At 41.9% G+C, this 23,841-nt stretch carries 25 protein-coding genes and 1 riboswitch; of the genes, 6 read left to right on the top strand and 19 right to left on the bottom strand.

Translation table 11 applies throughout. The features are described from left to right. Positions 1-140 precede the first annotated feature (140 nt). Positions 141-1,148, bottom strand: coding sequence for an NAD(P)/FAD-dependent oxidoreductase (locus tag TY15_RS15645; RefSeq protein ID WP_040203698.1), 1,008 nt, complete (start codon positions 1,146-1,148; stop codon positions 141-143). Positions 1,149-1,547: 399 nt separating this feature from the next. Between TY15_RS15645 and TY15_RS15640 the strand changes: the two genes are divergently transcribed. Further along, positions 1,548-1,841 (top strand): c-type cytochrome, encoded by a 294-nt coding sequence (locus TY15_RS15640; protein WP_052353808.1) that lies wholly within the window; start codon positions 1,548-1,550, stop codon positions 1,839-1,841. A 103-nt stretch (positions 1,842-1,944) separates the two neighbouring features. Here the strand turns inward: TY15_RS15640 and TY15_RS15635 are convergent, their stop codons facing one another. From TY15_RS15635 to TY15_RS15610, 6 genes are all read right to left on the bottom strand, one after another. Continuing rightward, a complete protein-coding gene (locus tag TY15_RS15635; protein WP_040203696.1) occupies positions 1,945-2,394 on the bottom strand; it encodes a DinB family protein in 450 nt (149 codons plus the stop codon). A gap of 50 nt (positions 2,395-2,444) precedes the next feature. Beyond that, positions 2,445-2,963 (bottom strand): YfiT family bacillithiol transferase, encoded by a 519-nt coding sequence (locus tag TY15_RS15630; protein ID WP_040203695.1) that lies wholly within the window; start codon positions 2,961-2,963, stop codon positions 2,445-2,447. Between the two features lie 202 nt (positions 2,964-3,165). Then, positions 3,166-3,498, bottom strand: coding sequence for an STAS domain-containing protein (locus TY15_RS15625; protein ID WP_040203694.1), 333 nt, complete (start codon positions 3,496-3,498; stop codon positions 3,166-3,168). 24 nt (positions 3,499-3,522) lie between these two features. After that, positions 3,523-5,541: a FapA family protein gene (locus tag TY15_RS15620; protein WP_040203692.1), complete on the bottom strand. Its 2,019-nt coding sequence runs from the start codon at positions 5,539-5,541 to the stop codon at positions 3,523-3,525. 13 nt (positions 5,542-5,554) lie between these two features. After that, positions 5,555-6,394, bottom strand: coding sequence for a PP2C family protein-serine/threonine phosphatase (locus TY15_RS15615; protein ID WP_040203690.1), 840 nt, complete (start codon positions 6,392-6,394; stop codon positions 5,555-5,557). Further along, positions 6,395-6,712: an STAS domain-containing protein gene (locus TY15_RS15610; RefSeq protein WP_040203687.1), complete on the bottom strand. Its 318-nt coding sequence runs from the start codon at positions 6,710-6,712 to the stop codon at positions 6,395-6,397. A gap of 176 nt (positions 6,713-6,888) precedes the next feature. On the opposite strand from TY15_RS15610, the gene TY15_RS15605 reads away from it, so the two are divergent. Continuing rightward, positions 6,889-7,158, top strand: coding sequence for a PilZ domain-containing protein (locus TY15_RS15605; RefSeq protein WP_040203685.1), 270 nt, complete (start codon positions 6,889-6,891; stop codon positions 7,156-7,158). 134 nt (positions 7,159-7,292) lie between these two features. Here the strand turns inward: TY15_RS15605 and TY15_RS15600 are convergent, their stop codons facing one another. Together TY15_RS15600 and TY15_RS15595 are read right to left on the bottom strand one after the other, a co-directional pair. After that, entirely contained in the window at positions 7,293-9,299 is a 2,007-nt protein-coding gene (locus TY15_RS15600; protein ID WP_040203683.1) for an HD domain-containing phosphohydrolase, read from the bottom strand. A 5-nt stretch (positions 9,300-9,304) separates the two neighbouring features. Beyond that, positions 9,305-9,829 (bottom strand): DUF5317 family protein, encoded by a 525-nt coding sequence (locus tag TY15_RS15595; protein ID WP_040203681.1) that lies wholly within the window; start codon positions 9,827-9,829, stop codon positions 9,305-9,307. Between the two features lie 305 nt (positions 9,830-10,134). Next, positions 10,135-10,218: riboswitch (cyclic di-GMP riboswitch) on the bottom strand. A gap of 337 nt (positions 10,219-10,555) precedes the next feature. Between TY15_RS15595 and TY15_RS15590 the strand changes: the two genes are divergently transcribed. Together TY15_RS15590 and TY15_RS15585 are read left to right on the top strand one after the other, a co-directional pair. Next, positions 10,556-11,179, top strand: a complete 624-nt coding sequence (locus TY15_RS15590) for a chromate transporter (protein WP_040203680.1) — start codon at positions 10,556-10,558, stop codon at positions 11,177-11,179. Between the two features lie 63 nt (positions 11,180-11,242). Continuing rightward, complete coding sequence (locus TY15_RS15585) at positions 11,243-11,785, top strand: chromate transporter (RefSeq protein WP_040203678.1); 543 nt, start codon at positions 11,243-11,245, stop codon at positions 11,783-11,785. A 174-nt stretch (positions 11,786-11,959) separates the two neighbouring features. Here TY15_RS15585 and TY15_RS15580 read toward each other — a convergent pair whose 3' ends face one another. The 10 genes from TY15_RS15580 to TY15_RS15535 all read right to left on the bottom strand — a co-directional run bounded on the left by TY15_RS15580 (position 11,960) and on the right by TY15_RS15535 (position 21,815). Next, positions 11,960-12,736, bottom strand: a complete 777-nt coding sequence (locus tag TY15_RS15580; protein ID WP_040203676.1) for a DeoR/GlpR family DNA-binding transcription regulator — start codon at positions 12,734-12,736, stop codon at positions 11,960-11,962. A 317-nt stretch (positions 12,737-13,053) separates the two neighbouring features. Further along, on the bottom strand, positions 13,054-13,845 hold the full coding sequence (locus tag TY15_RS15575; protein ID WP_040203673.1) for a triose-phosphate isomerase: 792 nt from the start codon (positions 13,843-13,845) through the stop codon (positions 13,054-13,056). Between the two features lie 40 nt (positions 13,846-13,885). Then, complete coding sequence (locus tag TY15_RS15570) at positions 13,886-14,785, bottom strand: sugar phosphate isomerase/epimerase family protein (RefSeq protein WP_040203671.1); 900 nt, start codon at positions 14,783-14,785, stop codon at positions 13,886-13,888. A 54-nt stretch (positions 14,786-14,839) separates the two neighbouring features. Continuing rightward, the gene (locus TY15_RS15565) at positions 14,840-15,655 is read right to left on the bottom strand and encodes a class I fructose-bisphosphate aldolase (RefSeq protein WP_040203669.1); all 816 of its coding nucleotides are present in this window, start codon (positions 15,653-15,655) and stop codon (positions 14,840-14,842) included. A gap of 80 nt (positions 15,656-15,735) precedes the next feature. Beyond that, complete coding sequence (locus TY15_RS15560; protein WP_040203666.1) at positions 15,736-16,668, bottom strand: dihydrodipicolinate synthase family protein; 933 nt, start codon at positions 16,666-16,668, stop codon at positions 15,736-15,738. Between the two features lie 51 nt (positions 16,669-16,719). Further along, positions 16,720-17,388 (bottom strand): dihydroxyacetone kinase subunit DhaL, encoded by a 669-nt coding sequence (gene dhaL, locus TY15_RS15555; RefSeq protein WP_040203665.1) that lies wholly within the window; start codon positions 17,386-17,388, stop codon positions 16,720-16,722. Beyond that, complete coding sequence (locus TY15_RS15550) at positions 17,378-18,388, bottom strand: dihydroxyacetone kinase subunit DhaK (protein WP_306454177.1); 1,011 nt, start codon at positions 18,386-18,388, stop codon at positions 17,378-17,380. The genes dhaL and TY15_RS15550 overlap by 11 nt, the downstream gene beginning before the upstream one ends. Positions 18,389-18,608: 220 nt before the next feature. Next, positions 18,609-19,928, bottom strand: coding sequence for an MFS transporter (locus TY15_RS15545; protein WP_040203661.1), 1,320 nt, complete (start codon positions 19,926-19,928; stop codon positions 18,609-18,611). A gap of 160 nt (positions 19,929-20,088) precedes the next feature. Next, positions 20,089-20,988, bottom strand: a complete 900-nt coding sequence (locus TY15_RS15540; RefSeq protein ID WP_040203660.1) for a sugar phosphate isomerase/epimerase family protein — start codon at positions 20,986-20,988, stop codon at positions 20,089-20,091. Beyond that, positions 20,985-21,815, bottom strand: a complete 831-nt coding sequence (locus tag TY15_RS15535) for a sugar phosphate isomerase/epimerase family protein (protein ID WP_040203659.1) — start codon at positions 21,813-21,815, stop codon at positions 20,985-20,987. Before TY15_RS15535 ends, TY15_RS15540 begins: the two co-directional genes overlap by 4 nt. A gap of 361 nt (positions 21,816-22,176) precedes the next feature. On the opposite strand from TY15_RS15535, the gene rpiB reads away from it, so the two are divergent. Together rpiB and glpX are read left to right on the top strand one after the other, a co-directional pair. Beyond that, the gene (gene rpiB, locus TY15_RS15530; protein ID WP_040203657.1) at positions 22,177-22,641 is read left to right on the top strand and encodes a ribose 5-phosphate isomerase B; all 465 of its coding nucleotides are present in this window, start codon (positions 22,177-22,179) and stop codon (positions 22,639-22,641) included. A 66-nt stretch (positions 22,642-22,707) separates the two neighbouring features. Continuing rightward, a complete protein-coding gene (gene glpX / locus TY15_RS15525) occupies positions 22,708-23,676 on the top strand; it encodes a class II fructose-bisphosphatase (protein WP_040203655.1) in 969 nt (322 codons plus the stop codon). Positions 23,677-23,841 lie beyond the last annotated feature (165 nt).

Here is a 23,841-nt window from a genome sequence, read left to right as displayed (position 1 = left end):
TCCAAAAATGACAAAAAACACCGAGAGGGGAGTCCTCTCGATGCCTTTTGTCGACAATCTGAAGCCTCTAGGCTTTTCTTCCGCTTAGAAGAGCCTGGGGGCTTATTTTCAGAGTTTTTAAGGTTGATCTCACGAGACTATTATTTCTGTAGTTTTTCGTATGTGGTCGAGTAGAGTGGTTTCAATTTTTTTCCTGGTTGTAAATACGCTTTTGCGCTATTGGCAGCGGTTGGTCCCTCGGCAAATCCACCCGAAATTAAATGAAGTTTATTAGGGTAGGTCACAATATCCCCAACTGCAAAAACTCCCGGAATATTGGTCGCCATTCCACTATCAACGCTGATATTGCTTCCCACAAACTCCAACTGCCATTCCTTCATATGCCCACCATCGATGGAAAAGCCATGATTGACGAGAACGGCATCGACTTCAATTTTCTGCCTTTCACCTGATTCCAAATTCTTCACGGTCACACTTGTTAACACATCGTCCCCATGTAACCCATCCAACACACTCGGGGTCCATATCGTCGCATCGGATTCCTTTAGATAGGTAATATTTCGGCCAATACCAGCAAATTCATTTTTACGATGGACAACGGTGACCTGCTTCGCAAGCGGGAGGAGCTTAATGGCCCAATCCACAGTAGAATTTCCGCCCCCCACAAGCATCACATGCTTGTCTGTCCAATTCAAACTTGTATCGATTGCATCATAAAAAATACTTTTTTGCTCATAGTGACAGGCATTTTCCAGTTCCAGTTTCGCACTTTTTAAGGCACCAAATCCTGTCGCTAGGATAACCGTTCGCGTATAATGTCGTTCACCAGTATGACTGGTTAACACAAACGTACCATCCTCTACCTTTTCCACTCCCAAAACCTGTTGATTCAGGACGATCGTCGGATGGAACGTTTTGGCTTGGGCCTCAAGCTGGCGAATCAAATCCTCGCCCGCAATTGCCGGGATCCCGCCAATATCACGGATCACCTTCTCTGGGTAAAAATATGACACCTTTCCACCCACAAACGGCAAGAATTCGATGACCTTCGTCTCCATCTCTCTCATTCCACAATAAAAAGCTGTGAACAAACCAACGGGCCCGCCACCAATAATTGTTACATCATATACTTTCATCTCGTTCCCCATCCTTAACTCTAAAAACTCGCTACCCGTTCCTCTTTCTTTTTCAATCAAGTAAGATAAAAAGAATGATAATCATTATCACTAAGTATAAAGTGACACTCTTGTTTTTTCAATATGGTTGGGCGATAAAAAGCACTCCCATAAATATCCTTCACAATTTAGTCTAAAATCATTTCATTTCTTTATTGACTCTTCATTTGAAGATACAATCAAGAAAACAGCGGAGGGTGGTCGTCCATGTTTTATTCACTCAAATGTAAGAAAATCTTCATGTTTTTACCACTATTATCATCTTAATTCACTTTATAATCGTGATAGGCACTACATAATGAAAATATCCATTAAGGGTACTCACATCGATGCCTAGAAATTTTTAAAATCATAAAAACGGAGGCACAAACGATGAAACAACTTTGGACCTTAATTGCGTTGACCCTATTCGTGTTAGCAGGCTGTTCATCAAACGAAGCAAACGATACATTGAAGGATGGCGATGCTATTTACGCAGCGAAATGCTCAGCATGTCACGGTGGAAATCTACAGGGAGCTGTTGGGCCACCAGTAACAGGGATGGCGAAAAAATATACCGACAAGCAATTAACGAAATTGATTACGGATGGTACGAACAAGATGCCCGGTCATCTTATTAGCGATGACCAAACAAAAATGGTTGTAGAATGGTTGATGGAGAAATAAACAAGACTCTATATGTAAATAGGGCTCCAACTCAAGTCATTTGACTGACTTGAGTTGGAGCCTTTCTAGTTAAGTTTCTTCGAAAAAGGAAACGTAGACACAATTAGCGGATGTACATAATAAAATCTACGTTAATCGGTTCGCGACCTCCCTGGCGCAATGAACGGTTAATTTGCCCACGATGGTACTGACCATGGAGGGCAACATGTGTGAGAATATCCCTGATTGACGTCGTAAATGCCGTACCCGTACTATTTTTATAGTGAATGATCCGCTCAGCATCTTCTTCCGTTAAAACGGCTAACAGTTCAGAAAAATGTTGCTTATTTCTTTCCACAAGCTTACAGCATTCCTCCACACTTAACTCATTCCAGATAGCCTGGGGTGAACTGTCTCCACCGTTAATCCGCCGAATCCAGACCTCCTCTGCGAGCAAAATATGAGAAAATAACAGCTTGGCTTCATGCTTCTGTTCTTCAATCGTTTTCATAATCTCTAAAATACGTAGATTGGCCCAGTGTACATGCTCAAACATGGCCATAATGGTTTTCACTCGATTACCCCCTACCTTGTAAAATACGATCTGAAACCAATCGTCTTTTGTTACCAGTTGTTACGCTCACACAGGGTGCGAATATGGGCCAAATGGTGTTGCCCATGCCAAGCATACATGCCGATATTTTTCCCTACTGACACCGTTCCTGAATCGGGGTGAATAAAAGTCCTTTCCCACTCAGCAGGCGTTAGACTGCGCAATAGGTTGACCAAGCGGATATGGAGTGCTTCAAGAAGAACAAGTGAATGCTCGACCGGCAGCTGATAATCGGACAGCTCCGCCCATTTTCCTTCCTCATAGGGCTTGATGACAGGATTTTCCTCTGTCAGAGCTAGTTTAAACCGAAGATAGGCATTCAGATGGCTATCGATGACATGATGGACCACTTGACGAACCGTCCACCCGCTAGCGCGATAAGGAGTATCTAATTGTTCCACCGACAAATCTTTAACAGTCTCTCGTAATAGACTAGGTAACACCTCAATGTCCCTGATCCATTCCTCTATCAAACTTGGTGTCAACTCCCCAGCAAACTGAAATTGACCGATTGGATAACGCAGATCCATCTCCCATTCCTCCTCTAAAAAGTTATTAATCTAACATTATTCTCCGCTATCCCCACTATTCCCTTTAAACTGGATTAGATGATTATTCACTGATTACTTATAAACTACAGTCTATTCAAAAAGGAAACGTAGACTTACCCCACGTTTCCTTCGTTATATATCTATATAGACCAGCCCAGCCACCCCCACTTGGTTAGCCATTTCAGTCATTTTCAATTGAATAGATAGGGAAAACTTCCCGACCCAATATATCAGGAATTTGCAGGAGATCAAACACTTCAAGAATTTGCTCGCTCAATTGCGTAACCGTAACGCTAATTTCTTGTTCCTTTAAATATTGGACAAGGTTCATTAATAAGCCAATCCCAGTAGAATCAACAAAAGAAACAGCTGCAAAGTTGAGTTCGACCTGTTGAACATGTTGTAAACCTGGAAGAATTTCTTCCTCCATTACCTCTGTAATTTCAATATCCATGTCTCCCTTAAAGAAAACTGTCGACAGCTCTCCCTCACGGACCATCTTATAATCAAACATATTCTCTCTCCTCCAGTAGAAAAATCAAAACAATAGTAGTCGGCCTTCGTTCGTTACTCTAGCACACACATTTTGAGTTGGATGGGCAAATTGGTGGATGTGGTTGCCAATCTTGATAATGGTTCCCTCCAAGGCATGTTGGATTTGAATCATTTCGGTAACAGGGACCTCAATAGCCGTAAGCTTGCCCCCTTTGCTACCTGTTTCATTGACTATAGCCCCTTTAGCTGCAAAAACATTCCCCCCTCTAAGCACTCCCTGGATTAGGACTTTCCCCTGGGCCTGAATGGTTGAATCGATGCATCCCTTTCCAACAATCGTGATATCCCCACTGCAATAAAGTTCACTATTCATCGTATATGGAATCATAATATGGGCATTCGATTCTGGAGAAACAGTGCTTGTCTCCAGAACTTCTTCCACCCTATGGAGCAGCTCGGCAATATCATCTGGTTTTCTAAATTGTGTCGGCACCAGCTTGATGAAGCCACAAACTAAATCAGCTTGAATCTCTCGATATTCAGGGTCAAGAATTTGCATTTGATCTGCTATGGTCACCAATTCACTGATTTCATTAATTAACACCGGTAGGGCTTTGAATTTTTTTTCTAGCAAAATTCGAATCAAGGAGCTCAAGCCCATTTTTGCTATATCAGAGGTTTTAAAAACCGGTGACAAGTAAATCTGTTCTACCGCTCCTTTAAACCCATGTAAATCCTTGATTAACCTCCTCATCAGCTTGGCCAATTCCACCATCATTAGGTTCCGTCTGCCGGCAATCACATTGCTGTTCAAGACATTTTTACAAATGATTACGTTGTTTTCAGCTGTAATCTTGGATTGTTGGACCGAACCATGAATAAGGAGATCTGCCATCGCTTCTACTGTCATCTTTTCTTTACAATCCCCGAGAATCTCGATATCACCAAAATAGGACAGACTCCCTGAAGTGACATCCACATCTGTTGAATGACGCAGTCGAGGAATGACGGACACTTTTGTCACATGCCCTTCGGTCTCGATAAAAGGGCGTCCCGTTGCAACCGCTACGAGTTTTTTCCCTTCGTCAATGGAATCCACACCTCTTCCCGTTAGGACCAGGATGGACTTTGATTCCACGGGAGGAACTTCCTCACCCGTTACAGCCAAACCCGGTTTGCCAGGTAAAGGGGGATAGATGATGCCAAGGAGCTGTCCTTTATAAATACTCGGAATGGTAACAAGGGTACGATCGTCAATGTCTCCATTCTCAACAAGCTTTGGGATATGATTCTTCCATTCTGTTTTGAAAAGACACTTTATACGGCCATCTTTTCCCCGCTCGGGATTAATCCCTCTAGCGATGATAAAAACTCCCGGCTCTCTTGCTTCGAGTGCCTTTTGTATCTCGTCTCGATCAATACCTGTTTGAATACCTAATTCCTTCATCCTTTTTTCAATTTCCGGTAATCGAAGCGGATTGATGACCTCCTCGTCGACAGCCAATTCAAGGGTAAGATGCTGACGAGGCTCTTGATCGATGAGACGATACCTGCGCCTATAGCCTGGTTCGAGGGTAAGTGACGCTGTTATCTTTAATGAATCAAACACAATCGACCACACTGGCTCCTTGTCTTCACTTGGGAGCTTTACTTCAATTTCATCCTTTTCCATGAGGGCCGTTGTTTTCCGTATTAACTTGCCATTTTTATAAAAAGAAACCTCTTTTGGCGGTGTAATCGTTGGAAAATGGGCTGCCGTTTCCTTAAAGAATAGTTGACCATCTGTGACCCAAACCTGTCCGAAGGATCTCTCCGTATCACCGGTTAGCCCATTCGAGCTGGACAATGAGGAAATATTCTTTAAATCCCTGTCCGCACCACTCTCTTTCTTCGCTATTATGCGGACGATTGCCGGCTTTGTACCAATTAGCCCTAAAAATCCTGCCGTTTCGTTTTGAACAATTTCAATTTCAACCTGAGATTCTGATAATCCCATTTTTTCTAAACCATTCTCAATTGCCTCTTGTGAATTTTTACCTTTTGCAACAATTCCTTCACTCATTTTTCTCACCCCTTTACGAGTAAATCATTGGTGCATTAAAGCTGGAAATATCTGTCCGATCTTCTCCAACACGGAGGGTGACCATGGTAATGTCATCCTTTTGAGTTTTATCCCCTATGAAATCAAAAACCGCATCTACTACGGCTGTTTCAACATTGCCAACATCCTTGCCTTCGTTTTTGAGCAATGTGTTTTTCAACCGCTCAATCGTGAATTGCTCACCCGCTTGATTTTGCGCTTCCACAATGCCGTCAGTATAAAATAAAATATATTGATTAGCGTTAAGATGGACATGTTTTTCCTGATAGGTTTGATTCGGCAATCCCCCCAGCATTACACCGGTTACTCTTGGCAGCTCCTCAACCATACTTTTTCCAAGAAAAAGCGGGAGTGGATGGCCTGCATTAGCAAAAGTAAGTATTCTCTGTTCTGGATCCCAATCGGCACAAAAGACGGTCACAAACGATCGTAACGAACGCAAATCTCTATATAGGGCATTATTCATGGCTGTTAATGTTTCCCCTGGACCAGTTGTGCTAACGGCCGCACTTCGGAAGGCACCTCTGGTTAAGATCATTAACATCGCGGCAGGAATCCCTTTCCCCATCACATCGCCGATGACAATCCGGACTTTTCCATTTGCCAACGGATAAAAGTCAAAATAATCTCCACCAATCAAACGTGCTGGGATGGATCTCCCCGTAACCTCACCGGAACTTAGTTTTGGAACTTCGGCATTTAGGAGCTTGGACTGAATATTTCTCGCTAAGTTGATTTCTCTTTTTAAGGTCTGTATTTCATCATGTAAATTTCCCTCATCATCTGGAAAGGAGGAGCGGTTACGAAAGTTCAACTATACTCCCTCCTTCTTTAGAGTCTCGATGATTGTAAACAGGCCGAGAACGTCAAATATTTGTTGGATATTTTCATCTATCCCGCGGAATTCCAAAGCAAAGTTTTTTTCCTGGGAGAGATAAACTAATTCGACAATTGCGCCAATACCAGTCGAATCAATAAATTCCAATTGGCTAAAATCCAACAGCAAGGAGGTAATCACTGGCAGTTGTTCTATTTTGCTATGGAAGGCATCTACAGTGGTAATATCCATTATTCCGTTGATCCAAACGATAGCCTGATCACGATCAATATCTTGGTAAATTTGTAAACTCAATCTGTTCTCCTCCTTTATCTTTAGGTGAGCGTAACTGCTAAATTTGTAGATTTTGTGTCAAGACAGAAAATTTTAAAATTGCGCTTGTACATTTTATTTTCTGCCAGTAGAATGTTACTAACATAGGACATTCCTACCACCTAATCAAAATTTTCACTGTAGCGAGGGGAATAAAAATGAGCGATGAACGACGACAATATGGGCGAGTTGACTTCGATACGACGATTCAATTAATGATTGTTGAACCCGTTTCCCAAAGGGCCGAGCTAAACGATGCAAGTAATAATGGTTTAAGAATCGTGACTGAAGCTGACTTTGCATTAAACACAGTCATAACATGTCTCAATATTGAGTTAGAAAATAGTATTCCCTTTACAGCCAAAATCGTCTGGAAAAAGCAAGTCGACACTGGTAAATTTCAATACGGGTTACACATTGAAGAGTAACCATCAAGAATATAAACCGAGGGTCCGCCGCTGTTTCACAGGACCATCGGTTTTTTATATTTCATGAGTAAGATTCCTCTTTTTCAAAAAGCGATCATGTTCGCCACTTCTTTTTTCTAACAGATTGTACTGCATTAAAAGCGATGTCCCTGTGGACGACGTATAGACTTGTACGCTCTATCTGAAAAATTAGCAATCATTTTAAAGCCCTGCCCTAACGAGCGCTTACTTGAGTACCCCGACACCAAAATCGTTTTCGGAATTTCATGTAAAGGAATCCCTGATCCCTTATCAGAAATAAGGAACTGCAATCTATTCTCACTCCGGTAAATCGCCAACTTCCCTCCGCTTGCATGCTTGAGAACATTGGTCACCGCTTCTGACACGGAAACTTGAATCTTCATCGATTGTAATTCGGTTGGATGGTCTTTGAGTGTGGCTAAGGTCAATTCCCTACATTTCGAGACATCCGAAGTACTATTAATGGCAGTTTCCGCTAACCAGTCACCGATTTCACCCTCTAGGTTTTCTTGAGAAGAGTGAAGCTTGAACTTTCCGCCTGATAATGTCTCAATCACCTCTACATAAGATTCCAAAATATTCAGTTCCATTTTCTTTCTAAATGTAAGATAAGGGGTTACATCATGAGCAAATATCGCAACCTCTCCGTTATCGAGTGTTTGAGCGTGGAGATCTAAGGTGAGTTGGTTGTGATTAAAAGTTTCATGTACTAGTTCTCGCCGTTCTATAGCTGTATTCACTAGAGATTGAAGAAAACTAGTCGGAAGTTCTTGGATCGGAGAAAGTGCTTGTCCATCCCTTACATGAATAAAGAATGATCCCCCCATATGGGCAAATGAATCAGTTGCATAGGGGTTCTCCGATAGCTCGTTAACGGCCTGTGTATCCGGAATTGGCCAGAGATCCCGCAAATCATCGAGCATCGTTTCAATATGATCCAATCTTACCTTTTCCACTAAGCTGGGATCGAGCACCGTCCCTCCTCTTTCTTGTACTAATTTTAAAATGGTGTCCGGATCGTGATAGCGGGCAAGAATATGATCTAATTCATTTGCCAACGCAATAATCCGCGCCTCCAGTGGAATTTCCTCTTCACGTAGCCCTTTCGGAAAGCCTTTCCCATCCCAGCGTTCATGGTGATATAAAATTCCGTTTGAAAACTCCTCGTTCGGAAACAAGGTTTTAACCATTTCCACGGCTTTTTCTGGATGGCTTTTATATTCCCTTTCCTCGGATAAGGTTAGGTGTCCACGCTTTTGAAAAATATGACTTGGAATTAGGGCATTACCAAGATCATGAATGACCGCGGCCTGCACCAAGTCATTCCGTTTCCGTTTCGGATAAGCGAGATCGTCGAGCAGTGATTCACAGATCAATCCAACGCGATTGCCATGCCCAGATAAACTTGGGGTTAGGCGCCCTTCTAAAACCTGGATGAACGCACTCGTTGTATTATTGCGAAAAGAACGCTGTTTTGAATATTCGTGCGAAAAGAAATAGACAATTAATAAAAAAAACGATGAGTAGAAGATCGAAAAGATTAAGGCTGTATCTGATTTGATTAAAATCAACCTGGAAAGTACAATAACGCAAACAATAAACGGGATAATTAATTCAATCGTTTTCGTTTTTAAATTGGTAAACATTTTTTTCCTGAATACTGTTGCGTCTATTCCTTCTAAAACAATAAAATTACTAATTTCAAAGACCAATGCCACCATGACTACCTGAAACAAAATATGGAACTGAGCAGATAATTTCATTGCAATAAAGGAGGTAAGGACCGATACAATATACATACCAATCGTAACAAACAGCCGACTAAGAGGGATCCTCCTCCTTCGCAAACTCTTAAGATAATAGGCAAGAGTCGCTAAATAAATCGCTAGTACACTATAGGAATATCCTCCATAAAGGAGTAAAAACAAAAAGCCAATATTACTGGCGGCATAGTGATCACCACTTGGCAGCTTAATCGGGTAAAGTTCAAGGATAATGACGATTCCGGTCATCACAATGAAAATGGTCAGATTAAGAGAATCCAGGTCAGTAAGAGCATATAATAGGGAAATTAATGCGCTGATGACTAAACTTACCGTATACCAATTCATCACTTTCATAGCGCTCACCTTGAAGTATTCATTTTTGATGAATTTAGTATGATTAATAGCATAATTCCAATCCCAACGAGCACATCACCTGGGCTTAATACATAATCTGCAGCGGGGATCCAGTCCCCTAAGACCCAATAGAACAATGATTTATCTTCCATCAAGTGATGGCGCGAATCTGTCACGAATGATGCCAGTTCTACTTGTCCTGTTTGGAGGAGTGCTTCTTCAGAAACAGGCATTGACCCACCGTTCATCAGTAATGCTGCTAAATTCAAGATGGCGCCCATCACCATCCATTTTACACCGGCTACCTTTCTATTTTTCCACAGTCCGACAATCACTCCCACTATGGTTAATACTAAGATCAGTTCTAGCTTTGTTTTTGTCTCGATGGTAATGAATACAAGCGAAATTTGTATTCCAAAGCTAACAATCAGGAGAAGAGGCCATTGAAATTCAATATTTTTAATAAAGGTAAGTGGATTTCTTTTTTGTAAAAGTGTGATGACAATCGCTAGTAAAAGAAAATATTTCAATTTCAATGACCTCCTAATGTCAAGATAGAAAAGCAGACTTGGAGTTCTTCTAGGCAGAAATCCTATGAATCGTCCAAGTCTCTTTAAGTGCTTACCACCAAGGCTTACTGATGACTGGTCCTAATGCTGCGGCAACAACAGCGCCAATTGTTAATACATACTTTACGCGATCTTTCATGATGAGTTCACCTCCTCTCAATTTCCTTTACACAAGCAAATCGCACCGAAAACAGGTCTAAATACCCACATTAGCTATAAAAAAATCCGCCTTGAAAAAGGGCGGATTTGAAATGTATTCCGTCTTTTTCGGTAACCCGGCTACCATAGCAAATTGCTTTAGGCCCGTGGCTTTGCGTCCCGATCTTTCAATAGGTTTGCCTTTATCGTTAAGATAAAATGATATTTTATTACTTTAATAATATATCATTGTTTGTGTAGTGTAAATAATTTTCCGCACTTTTTTTACTATATTCGGAATTTTCATTCTGTGCCTAAATACCCAAACTAGTTTTGCATGCACTCGCCTGTTTTCATCTTATATCGCCCTTAACCTTCAAGTACTTATGGATTGGATATCAGACTTTTTCACTAATAAGGGCCAATTGTCATCTATTAACGATTTACCCGTCTCGTAACTTTTGGTAAGGTTATAGATGGTATGTCCATAAATAAATTAGCTAAAATGAAAGTTTTTCATAAACAATCGAAAAAGAAAGAGGGATCGCGATGAAGGACCAGTGGAAATTATTGTGGCAAATATTTTGGACCTTTTTTAAAATTAGCCCCGTCACCTTTGGTGGGGGATATGCGATGATTCCTTTAATCGAGAAGGAAATAGTCGATAAACGAAAATGGTTAAATAATGAGGATGTGACCGAAGTGTTTGCCCTATCACAAACGGTACCAGGTGCGGTGGCCCTAAATTCAGCCACTTTTATCGGACAGCGAATCGGCGGGGTACGCGGGGCGCTTGCTGCCATGTTAGGTGTTTCCCTTCCTACATTTTTAATCGTACTCACATTAGGATTTTGCTATTTCTTCATTCATGATCATCCAAAATTAGAAGCAGCGTTTGTATCGATAAGAGCATCGATTGTCGCCATCATCGTTTATGCCGCCATCAAAACAGCTCGGACGGCCATCATCGATAAGGTCACCTTCTGTATCATGCTTATAGGGATTCCGTTGTTATTTTTCATTCATCCAATTTTGGCCATTATTCTTGGGGCTGTAACAGGGATCGTAACCACGATGATTAAAATCAAATTGGGTTATACCATCAAATTAAAACATGATGAGGAAGATGATCCCACTAAAGATCCCGGCTATTTCATGGGTGCTGGAATATAGAAAAGCGGGAGCTCCTTGTCCAGGGGCGCTGGAGCTAGACAAATAGAAAAAGGGGACTATTTTATGGTACTGTGGCAATTATTTAAAACATTCTTTTTAATGGGATTTGTTGCTTTTGGCGGTGGGTATGCAATGATTCCTCTTATTGAATCAGCCGTCACAAAATACGGCTGGATGACGGCTGAAAAATTTACAAATGTGATTGCCATTGCGGGAATGTCGCCTGGTCCGATTGCAACCAATAGTGCCATTCTCATCGGTTACTCGGTAGACGGTTTCATCGGGGCCATCATCGCGGCCATTGGCATATTACTTCCTTCGATTATATTGGTCATCGTGGTGGCTACATTTTTCATCAAGGTGCACCATCATCCGATTGTCCAATCGATGTTTTACGGATTAAAACCGATTGTCGCTAGTTTAATCATCTATGCGGCCATCAGCTTTGCTAAATCCAATCAGTTAGTAACGTTAAAGGTCTCCTATCATTCTGTAACCTTACTACTTATCTTTGGCTTATCCTTATTTGCCCTATTAAAGCTCCGTTGGCATCCACTCTATGTCATTTTGCTGTCTGGATTAGTGGGCGTGGCACTTTATTCATGATAAGCGCCCCACTCACAAGGAGTTAGACATCACACGATGGAAAATTTTCATTTCTCCAACATAGAAAAAGCCACCATATAAGGTGGCATCAGATTTCTGCTCCAAATGCTTGCGGGAAAAGCGGCTCGGCCCCGCCCGCGGAAACCGTCCACCCGTAGCTCACTTCTAACCAGACTATTTCGCAATTTCTAAAGCGATTTGGTTGGCAGCAAAACACTCACGGACTTCTTCGGAGACATCCTCATCCGTGATAAACAAGTCGATATCAATTGGACGGGCAAAGGTGGCACTAGAACTCTTATTCAATTTACTATGATCGAGTAAAGTAATCACTTTGTTGGCAACCGAAACCATAACTCGCTTTAATTCCACCTCATACAAACTAAAATCAGACAGCCCATCGCGGATATTAAAAGCATAGGCTGATGTAAACAGAAGATCGATATTAATTTTTCGTAACAGCTCTTCCCCTAGAAGGCCTTCAACAGAATTGGACGAGTTTCGGACAATCCCCCCCACAATAATAACCGTTAAATAGGGATTTTCTTTCAGCATCGCAGCCGTCGCGATACCACTTGTCACGACCGTCAACTTCATTTTCGTATCTCGTAAATATTTCGCAAGTTCAAAACAGGTCGTGCTCGCATCTAAAAGAATACATTGCCCTTCATGAATATATTTTAAGGCACTATACCCAATCCGTTGCTTTTCAGCACGGAATTTTTTTTCACGATTTTCATAGGCTTTATCAAAGGAAGGATCTGTCTCCTCCGCCTTTAACATCGCTCCCCCATGGGTACGAATCAGCAAGCCTTGTTTCTCCATTTGATTTAAATCCGATCGTATCGTAGCTGCAGAAATACTAAGTGAACTGGACAAATCATTTACGGTTACTGTTCCTTTTTCTGTCAATATTTCGATAATTAGATTTCTGCGTTGATCAGCAAACATAGTTTCACCCTTTCATTTCTTTTCAATAATTTACTAAACATTCTCCTAAAATAATATTGGTACTCATATTATATAGGTAAACAGCAAAAAAGTCCTGTTTTAAGACAGAAACTGCTAAAATTTTATTCCTTTTATCTCAAATATACTTTCACTTTGTTTTGTTTGGTTTTATTTACGCAAAGAAACCTTATCTATGTTAAAAATCCTCTTCCCTCTCATCTTCCAGACTAGACGGACTGTTTCTGTTCCTTTCCACATAAAAACCCCTCTTTAGCAAGGCAGACCCATTCTGGTCTGACTTCTAAAGTGGGGATTGGTCATCCGATATAGCTCTTTTTCTGAGCTGCTTGCGCTCCTAGTTGTGTAAGGATTTCTTTGAATTGCTCAATGTCCCACGCAGCCCTGCCGATAAATAACCCATCTACATTTTCTAGTTTGCTATATTCAAGAAAATTATCATGATTCACACTTCCACCATACAAGATAGGAATCTCCAGCCCCACCTCTTCAAACAGACCTATTAAAGTCTGGCGTAGAAAATCATGAATTTCTGCAACATAAGCAGCATCAGCCGGGACCCCTTGTTCCCCAATGGCCCAAACAGGTTCATAGGCAATCAGTACATTTTTAGCTTGCTGCTTCGATACCCCGTGCAGGCTTATTTTCAGCTGTGAAGCCAGTGTCTCTTTAGAAATGTGATAATGCTTATGATCTGCATTTTCTCCAATGCAAATAAGTGGCTTCAGTGCATAGGCTAAGGCAGCATGGACCTTCTTATTAATAGCTTCATCCGTTTCATTAAAATATTGCCTTCGCTCCGAATGACCTAGTTCAATCAAATCAAGGCCCATTTCCGCTAGCATTCTTGGGGAAATCTCACCTGTGTAGGCGCCGCCATCCTCCCAATGCATGTTCTGCGCCCCTAAATAAATGGAGGAATCAGACGTAAACTCCTTGATGGGCACAAGAGCAGTGTGAGACGGAATAATAAATAATTGAATAGCGGATGGGAGCGTTTCAGAAATCTGCTTAAGTCTAGTTGTAAAGGCAATCCCTTCGGCAATCGTCTTCGTCATCTTCCAATTCGTACCGATCCAAAGCTTCTTCATGATGAAAACATCCTCCTCGATTCTTGCAAACTCGCATTCACTAACGACTAGCCACTAAATTCAATGCCTGCTCTAAAATAGCCCGAGTCGTTTTTTCATTGGCGTGGACAGCTTCTTGATCCTTGCCCCTCACTTCTACAGCAACGCGCAAACCATTCTCAGCTTGGAGACTAAGTTCATCCGCTTTTCGTAAAATATCACTGATTTTCTCGACCGTTAAGAAGCCTGGTTTCCCAATCGGCATATGATTATCCCCATATAGGGCACTAGTTTGATCCAAAACAGCATTTGAAAAATGAATTTGGTGAATCTGTGCTTTCGCCATTTCCATAGCTTGACAAACGTCCTCCCCATTCAGGGCGGCATGGGCCGTATCAAAGGCAAGACCAATATTTTGATATGTTTCAGCCACATCGGAAAGCAAAGGGACCGTTTCCTTGATTGGTCCAATCAACCTTTTCTTATGGGCATATCGATCAAGATGTTCAACCAGAACATTCATTTGATAGGTGGTGGCTTCAGCACAGATTTCACAAAGACTTTCATAAAATCCCTCGATTGCCTCTTGGCGACGATCCTCCCCAGGGTCTTGCCCAGGAACAAAGGCAATATTGGTCGCTCCACACTCTGCTGCTAGATGGATCGCATCTTTGATCTGTCGCACCGATTCCACGCGTAGCTTTCTATCAATAGAAGAAACATCGAGATTGTTTTTGTCAATGAGAAAAGTGAACCACTGCGTAAGCTGAAAATCATAGCTTTCTTTTAATGCTAAGATTTTTCTTCGCTCCTGTTGGTCGTCGACATCACCAATTTCAAACGAACGGTAAAACCCTTCTGCTGCCATCTTTTCAATCAAATTTACTGTAAACCCCGTTTCATTTTTAACAGAAAAATAGACTTCTGGTACGAGAAGTGATGGAACAAATTGTGTACTCATCCTGACAATTCTCCTTTAACTAATTTTTCAAATGGAACCTAAACTTCTTCCCTTTTAGCTCACCGGTTCTGCTAACCCGACGTTTTGATAGACAACTGTCGCCTCCTCCACTGTCCCGTTTTGATGAATAATGGTATTTAAGCCCGCCACAACACCTAACGGATTGTCGTCGAGTGTAATATTACGTCCAACTGCTACACCTTTGGCGCCCATATCCATGCAATGCTTCACATATTGAAAATAGTCACGGATTCGTTCTGTCTTCGGACCTCCTAGGACAAGGACAGGGCGTTTGGCCGCATCAATGATTCTCACATCACCAGGTTCTCCAGTAAGTCTTGTCTTAATGATATCCGCACCAAGCTCCGTTCCAACCCGGGCTGCTGCGGCAATCGCGTCGATTTGATTAGACTCCGGACTTGTCACATGATAGCTATAAGGAAGCGTTTCACACATAAAGGGAACATTCCAATGATCAGCGGCTTTCGCAAGCTCCCAACTAAGCTTATGTGAGGCAACTTCATTCTCGGCTCCAGGAAAAGTCATCGCTATCACACTATCTGCCCCAAGTTTTAACGCGTCCTCCACCGTTAGAAGATCTGTTGTAGCTGGAATGCGCGCGTCAAAGACACTTGTTGACAGGTCAGCACGAACAATTAATCCTAGGTCAACAAAAGACTCTGCATGCATTTTAGCGATACCATAGGTAACGATCACGGCATCAAGTCCTAATTCCTTTAACTTGGGCAGGAGGTGAATGGTTTTATCTATCCCATCTGTTTTACTAGAAAAATAGTATCCATCCAGCGCGAGCGTAATCGACTTCCCATCCTTTGCAAAAATCTTCGACATTCTTCTTATTTTCGACATAGTTCTCTCCCTTTCTACTCGTATTGACAATGAAAAGCGGTTAAAAAAGATCCCATCGCGGAGATCTTTTTCAAATAGTTTTACACTTGCACACCACTTGGGTCTGGCAGCAATTCCGCCTTCACCAGTATGGTTTTCAGTTCGGCAAGCTTTTCATTATTAAGGGAGCGTGCTGGTGGTAGTACATGTGTTGAAATATCCAGTCCTCTCAACTTCATTGCTTCTTTCACCACATTGACAAAAGGGGAATCTAGTTTGTACATCGTCGGTATAAAGGCTAGGCGTTTATGTAAGGCTACGGCTTGATCGATACGATTTTCTTTGAATGCCTTGTAGACACCTATCGCAAGCTCTGGGGCGAAATTGACACTGGCACTAATGGCTCCATCCCCGCCAAGACTCAAGGTTGGGAATAAATGATCATCGAAGCCAGAGAACACGACAAAGTCTGGAAACTTCCCTTTAACCGTTAAAATCATATCGCGAATATGGGCGATGTTTTCGACGGTCTCCTTAATCCCGACGATGTTTTCATGCTTTTCAACTAATTGGAGGACGAATTCAGGACTCAAATCCTGCCCCGATAAGGTCGGGAAGTTATAAAGTAAAATTGGTAAATGAACAGAATTGGCAATCTCGCTATAATGAGCAAATAAATTTTCCTCTGTCAAAGCCCAATAGTACGGATTAATGATGACCACCGCATCAGCGCCGACTTTCTCCGCATGCTGACTTAACAGGACTACTTCACGGGTGCTTGTACTTCCCGTCCCAATTAAGACGGGAACTCTGCCATTGACATATTCCGTTGTAAAGGACGCAACTTCCTTGCGTTCCTCCACGGACATTTGTGAGAACTCTCCACCACTTCCTAGAAAAAACAAACCATCGACGCCAGCATCAATTAAAAAGTCGATAACGGTCGCCATTCCCTTTTTATCCAATTCCCCTCGGTCATTAAAGATGATCGATACTGGTGGAATAATTCCCTGAAACTTTGTAGTGGAACGCATGTATTTTCCTCCTATTCATGATTGAGTTCTAACTGAAGTTTCTTATCTGTCCTATTCTTGGTTGATAGCATTCTCGACCCATTCCCGCATTGCTGTAAACATAATCCAAACAGTTGTTGCCCCTGCATCCTGATGACCAATCGCCCTTTCACCAAGCGCCTTCGCACGACCAAACTTCGCAACATATTCCTTCGTTTGTTCTACTCCCTTTTCGGCAAGGCTTTCCGCAACTTTAAGCCCTTCTAGTAAGCTCTGATTTCCGATCACACTTTGCTTTAACCCCTCAACCGCTGGCTCAAGCGCGTCAATCATCGTCTTATCTCCTCGTTCAGCCTTCCCGCGTTGCTTAATCGAACTCACAGAGCCCTCCAGAATTTGTGCTAATAATGGCAAGGTCAGCACTTCTTGTGGGTCAAGTCCCTTTACTCCACCAATAAAAAATGTCCCAAAAATAACCCCGGAAGCTCCGCCCATCGTAGAAATCATCGACATCCCAATCGTTTTAAAGACATCATTAATGGTAGTGAATTCTTTTTGACGCAAGCCTTCTTCTGCTTTTGTAAACCCAACAGACATGCCAATCCCATGATCTCCATCACCGATCGCGCTATCAATTTTGGTTAACAACGGCTTGTTCTCACGAACCTTTTCTCCCACATATAGAAACATTTCCTTAACTTGGACAGCATTTAATTGAACTTCTTGTAAACTATTTGGCATAAACGTTCCCCCCAATACTTTCTTTTTTATAATATGGTGAAACGGCCGGGGCACTATAGTAATCTTTTAATTCATTATCTAGCTTCAATAGTGTAATAGAGAAGCCCGCCATTTCCTGTGTTGTACAATAGCTGTTAACATCCATGTCATAGGCTTGAATTCCTTTTTCCTCCAGAACCTTCGCTACTCGTCGGTTGACTATAAATAATTCCATTAAGGTTGTGGAGCCTAAACCATTCACTAATACCGCCACTTCATCTCCAGACTGAAGATTACTTTCCGCTAGCAATTTTTCCAATAGCTTATCCGTTAAAGCATCCGCTGGCATCATCTTCGTCCGTTCCATTCCAGGCTCGCCATGAATGCCCATCCCAACTTCTAATTCATCATCTGCCAGTGTATATGGGAGCTCAGTCGCGCCTGGTATTGTCCCAGGAGCTAAGGCAACGCCAATAGAGAAAGTATGATCATTCGCTTTTTGGGTAACCTTCGTGACTTCTTCTAATGACAGGCCCTTTTCCGCAGCCGCACCAGCGATTTTAACCACAAAAATATCGCCAGCTATTCCTCTGCGCTCGTCTTTTCGCTCTGTTGGAGCGGAGGCAACATCATCCGTCACTAAGACCGTATTCGTCGTAATCCCTTCCATTTCAAGTAATTCGACTGCCATGCCAAAGTTTAGAACATCGCCAGAATAATTACCGTAAATAAAGAGAACTCCCTTACCAGCATCCACAGCTTTTGCCACTTCAAACACATTCGTTGGCGGTGGAGCAGCAAATACGTTTCCAAGAGTGACGCCATCGGCAAGTCCCTCGCCAATTAATCCTAAAAATAAGGGCTCGTGTCCACTGCCACCGCCCGTAACAATCGCGACTTTATCTTTCCGATCACGCCGAACGATACCGTTTACATTTTCTACTTTTTGATAAGACCTTTTATAGGCTGCCAAGAAACCCTCGATCGTTTCTTCTACAACTTGTTCAGGATTGTTAATCACTTTTTTCAAACCAGCATCTCCTCTCAAGTAAAAACAAAATGTAGACTTTCGTTTTTTATTGTTTATTTTTATTTATTATCATATACCCTGAAATAAATTGTGTCAATTTTCATATTAGTGAAATTTTTTATCCTTTTTCGACAAAAACCTACATATTCATCATAGAAATTATGGTAAAACAACAAGAAGGCTGTGATTAACAGCCCTCTTATTCATTTAACTATTTTGCTTCTGCAGGTTTAATAGGCTCTTTAACGATAAACCAATAGAAGAAGGCAGCAAATCCAGCGATGATCCCACCGGAGATAAAGGCGATCGAATAAGAACCGGTTGAATCTAAGATAATCCCTGTTACTAATGGTGCAAATGCCCCGCCAAAGTAACCGCCGAAGTTTTGAATGGCCCCGACAGAACCCACCATAGCAGGTGGCGCAACGTCACCTGACAATGCCCAAGCACTGCCTGTAATCGCTGAAATAACACATAGAGCAAGTGTCATTAATGTAATCGTAATCGCTAATCCATGCACAAATGGAAGGATAATCACAAATACTGCAGCTAATAGAGCACTGACAGCAATAAGTCCACGTTTCGCGTTGATAGGTGAACAAATTTTCTTATCAGCTAACACTTTTGTGATATAACCGCCGCCAAGGTTACCAACAATCCCGCCAACCCAAGGGATAGCGGCATAAATACCGAGCTCTTTAAAGCTAACATTCTGCGTGTTTAATAGATATAATGGTAAGAAAGTAAGGAAGATATTCCAAATCCAAATGGTACAGAAGAAGCCAAAGATCATTCCCCAAACACTTTTATACTTAAACAACTCTCTCCATTTAATATTCGTCGATTCAACGGAATCGTTGCTTGCGCCGCCTTCAGCCTTAATATAGTCATATTCTTCTTTAGAAAGCAGTTTACTTTGATCTGGCGATTTATAAAACTTCATAAATAGAAGGATAAACACAATACCAATAGCACCAGTAATGAAAAATAATGCACGCCAGCCAAATGCCATTTGAATGGCTACGAGAATGGGTGGTGCAAGAGCCGGTCCCACTTTCGAAGAGGCATCCCAGAACCCTGTTGCTAAGCCGCGTTCACTTTTCGGAAACCATTGCGCGGTAATTTTTGCATTAGACGGCATACACGGTGCTTCCCCGACGCCAAGTAAGAATCTGGCTCCAATTAAAGTGAGCATTTTGTTACACGCACCCGTTAATGCTGTGGCAACACTCCACCACAGAACCGCAATCGAATAAACGCGCTTCGCACCAAATTTATCAATTAACCAACCGGAAGGAAGCTGCATGACGGCATAGGTCCAAGAAAAAATCGTACCTAAAAGACCAATATGCGTCATATTTAAGTTTAACTCCTCAATCATTGCTGGAGCTGCAATGGAAAGGTTTGTTCGATCAAGATAGTTAATAATTCCCCCAATTAGCAGCCAAATAACAACGGTCCAACGGAAATTCTTCTTCGTTTTCGCTGCCTGGACGGGCAGATCTGCCTGAAGCGCTTGTTCTGTTTTCATACTGTTCCTCCTACCTTTTTATCGTTCAATTTTATATCAAACCTTAGATAGCGCTTTCAAGGGTGTCGAAAAAAGCATCCCCTTCTTTTGCGGCGAGAAAAGGATAGAGTGATTGGTAAAATTTAATAGCATTTATTCTTCTATTCTATTGAAAATGAGCTTACTTACTCCCAACTAAATTCAAGGCTTGTTCTAAAATGGCTCTAATCGATTTTTCATTGGCAAAATGATCGTTATGGTCTCTTCCCTGCACTTCAATCGTTACAGGCAAGCCATGTTCAGACTGAATGCCGAGTTCATCCACCCTTTGCAAAATTTGCGTCATTTTATCCAACGTTAGAAATCCTGGTTCACCAATAGGCATATGATGATCCCCATATAAATCGCTCTTCGGATCCACGACAACATTCGCAAAATGAAGGCGGTCCATCACTGGCCTTGCTAATTCCAGTGAGGTAAAGATCTCTTCACCATTTAGCGTGACATGAGCGGTATCAAAAACTAGCCCGACATTTTGATAGTGCGCTCTTACTTTTTCAATAATAGGAACCGCTTCACTTGTTAGCCCTAACACCCGCTTTTTATGCACTTCTCGGTCCATCGCTTCTACCGACACATGCATATTAAACGTAGCGGCTTCCTCACAAATTTCACAGAGACTTTCAAAGAATGCTTCCAGTCCTGCCTTTCGCAAGTGTGCGCCCGGATCCGGTCCAGGTACCAAAGCAACCGTTGACACGCCACACTCGGCCGCTAGATATAAACTAGCTTTAATTTCTCTAATGGTTTTTTCTCTCAATTGCGCATCAAGCGCCGAGACATTTAGGTCTGTCTTATAGGTTAAAAAGGTTAACCACTGTAGAATCGATAGATTATTTTTTTCCTTTGCTTGTAAAATCCTTTTTCGATCCTCTTGATCATAACCTGTACCAATTTCGAAAGATTGATAGAATCCTTCTGCCCCCAATTTCTCGACAACACTTGCTGCGAACCCCTTTTCATCTTTTACAGGAAAGAACACTTCGGTAACAAGCAGGGAAGGAATATGTCGGTTCCTCACGAGATTTTCACCCCATTAATAATCGGCTTCAATTTTTCATCCACATAGCCACTAATATCATGGATACATTGATCAGCATTGGTTTTTGTTTCTTCTGTTTCTTCCTCGACCATAATCCAACCATCATAACCATAATCAACAAGCGCTTGAACAATTGCCGGGAAATCAATATCGCCGTAGCCCATCTTTTTCCACTCAAACCTGTTCGAACAATCTTTAAAATGTACATGCTTGATGATGGAGAGATGGTTTCGAACCACTTCGACTGGATCCATTCCACCAGCGGCAATATGGCCTACATCTGGAGTATAGCCCACATATCTTGTGTCTAATTCTTCAAAAAGGAGTGCATAATCGCTTTCAATTCTAAAGTAAGAAGTTGCAGGTGAATGGGGGTGAAATACTGCGACTACACCGTTTTCAGTCGCTCGTTTTCCAACAGCATTTACACAACTAATAATGTCTCGTTGTCTTTTTACTAAATTGTCGCGATTCGGACCTACACGCGCTGGTAGATTTAATTTTGCATTTGGGAAGTGTTTTAAATAATTTATATAATAATCTGCCCGTTGCTTCTCTTCTTCTGATTCATGATCACTTTCCCAACTGAAAGGTAACGTCAAGGCCGCTAATTCAAGACCCATACTGTCAAGTTTCTCTTTCAGTTTTTCTGGAGCCTCATTGTATTGCCCCAATAGTGCATACTGAACATCAATCCCTTTAAAACCAGCCTTCTTGACGGTATCCAAGAGATGATCTAAGCAGTCCACTTTCTCGTCATAATCAAGTACCCACGTTGATCCGTGACAACCAAACTTAATCGTCATTTGCTAATTCCCCCTTTTTAGATTGAACCCTTAATCTCAGCAAGCGTTTGCAAAATCAATCAGCAAATAAGTTGTTTATCTATTTAGAATATTATCATTTGTTTTTGTTTTGTCAATTGTTTTTTTAGAGGTTTTTTTCAATTGAAAATAAATGAAAAAAATAATTTAAATAAGTTGAATTTTTTTATATAATTAACAAATTTCCATATTTATCCCTTATATATTCACTTTTATACTCCGAAAACACTATTATTTTTAAATTCATTTGCTTTCATTATTTTTCGTTTACAAAGAATAATATTGACATAAACGAAAATAAATGAAAGAATACAGATAAATAAAACAAATTGGAGTGATAATCGTGAAAATCGGCGTCGGATCAGATCACAATGCCTTTCAAATGAAAGAGGAAGTAAAGTTATATATTACTAGCTTAGGTCATGAAGTCGTTGACTATGGTTGCTATTCTAATGACGAAGTCGACTATCCTGGGGTTGCCTTTCAGGTAGCAACGGATATCATGGCGAACAAACTGGACCGAGGGATTCTATTTTGTGGCACTGGCATCGGAATGTCGATTGCTGCCAATAAGGTTCCAGGTATTCGCTCCGCCCAGTGCCATGATGTCTTTTCAGCTGAACGGGCCCAGCTAAGCAACAATGCGCAAATCATGACAATAGGCGCGAAAGTCATCGGTGTGGAACTGGCTAAGAAGGTCGCAGAGGCCTACCTGAAGGTTTCCTTCCAAGGTGGGAACTCCGCAAGAAAAATCGACCAAATCATGGATAAAGAAAAAGAATTTCTTCTAAACGGTTCATGCTGTTAAGAGTTAAATCAGATGAGCGAGCTGCGACAGCCTTCAAAAGAAACTGATTAACTGGAGGATAACAATATGCAAACAAAAAGCCGGGTCTGTACACAAGGATTAGTGATGGATTTTCTTGCTGTCTCTCAACAGGCAGCCATCGCTGCTTATCCATGGATTGGAAAGGGAAATAAACTAGAAGCAGATGGTGCGGGTACTGGTGCGATGCGGGAGCGTATGAACACAATCGACATGAACGGAAAAATTGTCATCGGTGAAGGGGAAATGGATGAGGCCCCCATGCTTTATATTAATGAAGAGCTTGGAACGGGAGTCGGTCCACTAGTGGATATTGCGGTGGACCCTGTCGAGGGAACTACCTTGATGGCAAAAGGACAAGAAAATTCCCTAACCGTGATCGCTGTTGCAGAGCGTGGTAGTTTATTGCATGCCCCAGATATGTACATGAAAAAGTTAGCAGTCGGCCCAGGAGCAAAAGGATGTATTGATATTGAATTATCGTTAACGGAAAATATGATGGCGGTAGCGAAGGCATTGGGAAAAAAGGTCGAGGATTTAACGGTAATGATTCAAGATCGCCCACGTCATACCGCCTTAATGAATGAGGTTCTTTCAGCAGGCGCCCGCCTCAAGTTATTTTCTGATGTTGATATTACTGGTGCCATCGCAACCGCACTGGATGGGATTGATGTTGATATTTTAGTTGGTACGGGCGGTGCACCTGAAGGAGTCATTGCGGCTACTGCTTTAAAATGCTTAGGTGGGGACTTCCAAGCAAAACTACTTCCACAAGATGACCAAGAATGGAATCGTTGTCGCACCATGGGCATCGATCATCCCGAAAATCCCTTGAGATTGGATGATATTATCAAAACAGAGGATTGCTTCTTTGTTGCAACCGGCATAACGGATGGCGTGCTCTTAAGCGGAATCAAGAAAACGGAAAACGGAAATATGAAGACCTGCTCGTTCGTCACGGTCGGCGGGGCCACCAAAAATGCGCAGTACATTGATGCGACCTTTTTTAAAAACTAATCCACTAAGAAAAGCGCAAGGCGCCCGTAATCGTCGATAAGCACAAGACGAGCCGGCCGAAAGGTTGTTCTTTAACCTTTTGGTCGGATTGGCTTGTGACCTCGAGCCGATGGCGCCTGGAGCTGGACAATTCTCAAAGTCAAAATTTATACTTTCTTATCTTAC

The organism is Neobacillus jeddahensis (assembly GCF_000612625.1).
Taxonomy (GTDB): Bacteria; Bacillota; Bacilli; order Bacillales; family Cytobacillaceae; genus Neobacillus; species Neobacillus jeddahensis.
The sequence above is the reverse complement of the archived record's forward strand: the minus strand, read 5'-3'. Positions and strand labels throughout refer to the sequence as shown.

Coding starts and splice junctions, on each gene's coding strand:
- TY15_RS15640 (WP_052353808.1), top strand. CDS start 1,548: ATGAAACAACTTTGGACCTTAATTGCGTTGACCCTATTCGTGTTAGCA.
- TY15_RS15605 (WP_040203685.1), top strand. CDS start 6,889: ATGAGCGATGAACGACGACAATATGGGCGAGTTGACTTCGATACGACG.
- TY15_RS15580 (WP_040203676.1), bottom strand. CDS start 12,736: ATGTTTGCTGATCAACGCAGAAATCTAATTATCGAAATATTGACAGAA.
- TY15_RS15630 (WP_040203695.1), bottom strand. CDS start 2,963: ATGGATCTGCGTTATCCAATCGGTCAATTTCAGTTTGCTGGGGAGTTG.
- TY15_RS15575 (WP_040203673.1), bottom strand. CDS start 13,845: ATGAAGAAGCTTTGGATCGGTACGAATTGGAAGATGACGAAGACGATT.
- TY15_RS15565 (WP_040203669.1), bottom strand. CDS start 15,655: ATGTCGAAAATAAGAAGAATGTCGAAGATTTTTGCAAAGGATGGGAAG.
- TY15_RS15620 (WP_040203692.1), bottom strand. CDS start 5,541: ATGAGTGAAGGAATTGTTGCAAAAGGTAAAAATTCACAAGAGGCAATT.
- TY15_RS15590 (WP_040203680.1), top strand. CDS start 10,556: ATGAAGGACCAGTGGAAATTATTGTGGCAAATATTTTGGACCTTTTTT.
- TY15_RS15600 (WP_040203683.1), bottom strand. CDS start 9,299: ATGAAAGTGATGAATTGGTATACGGTAAGTTTAGTCATCAGCGCATTA.
- dhaL (WP_040203665.1), bottom strand. CDS start 17,388: ATGCCAAATAGTTTACAAGAAGTTCAATTAAATGCTGTCCAAGTTAAG.
- glpX (WP_040203655.1), top strand. CDS start 22,708: ATGCAAACAAAAAGCCGGGTCTGTACACAAGGATTAGTGATGGATTTT.
- TY15_RS15535 (WP_040203659.1), bottom strand. CDS start 21,815: ATGACGATTAAGTTTGGTTGTCACGGATCAACGTGGGTACTTGATTAT.
- TY15_RS15585 (WP_040203678.1), top strand. CDS start 11,243: ATGGTACTGTGGCAATTATTTAAAACATTCTTTTTAATGGGATTTGTT.
- TY15_RS15545 (WP_040203661.1), bottom strand. CDS start 19,928: ATGAAAACAGAACAAGCGCTTCAGGCAGATCTGCCCGTCCAGGCAGCG.
- TY15_RS15625 (WP_040203694.1), bottom strand. CDS start 3,498: ATGTTTGATTATAAGATGGTCCGTGAGGGAGAGCTGTCGACAGTTTTC.
- TY15_RS15560 (WP_040203666.1), bottom strand. CDS start 16,668: ATGCGTTCCACTACAAAGTTTCAGGGAATTATTCCACCAGTATCGATC.
- TY15_RS15570 (WP_040203671.1), bottom strand. CDS start 14,785: ATGAGTACACAATTTGTTCCATCACTTCTCGTACCAGAAGTCTATTTT.
- TY15_RS15645 (WP_040203698.1), bottom strand. CDS start 1,148: ATGGGGAACGAGATGAAAGTATATGATGTAACAATTATTGGTGGCGGG.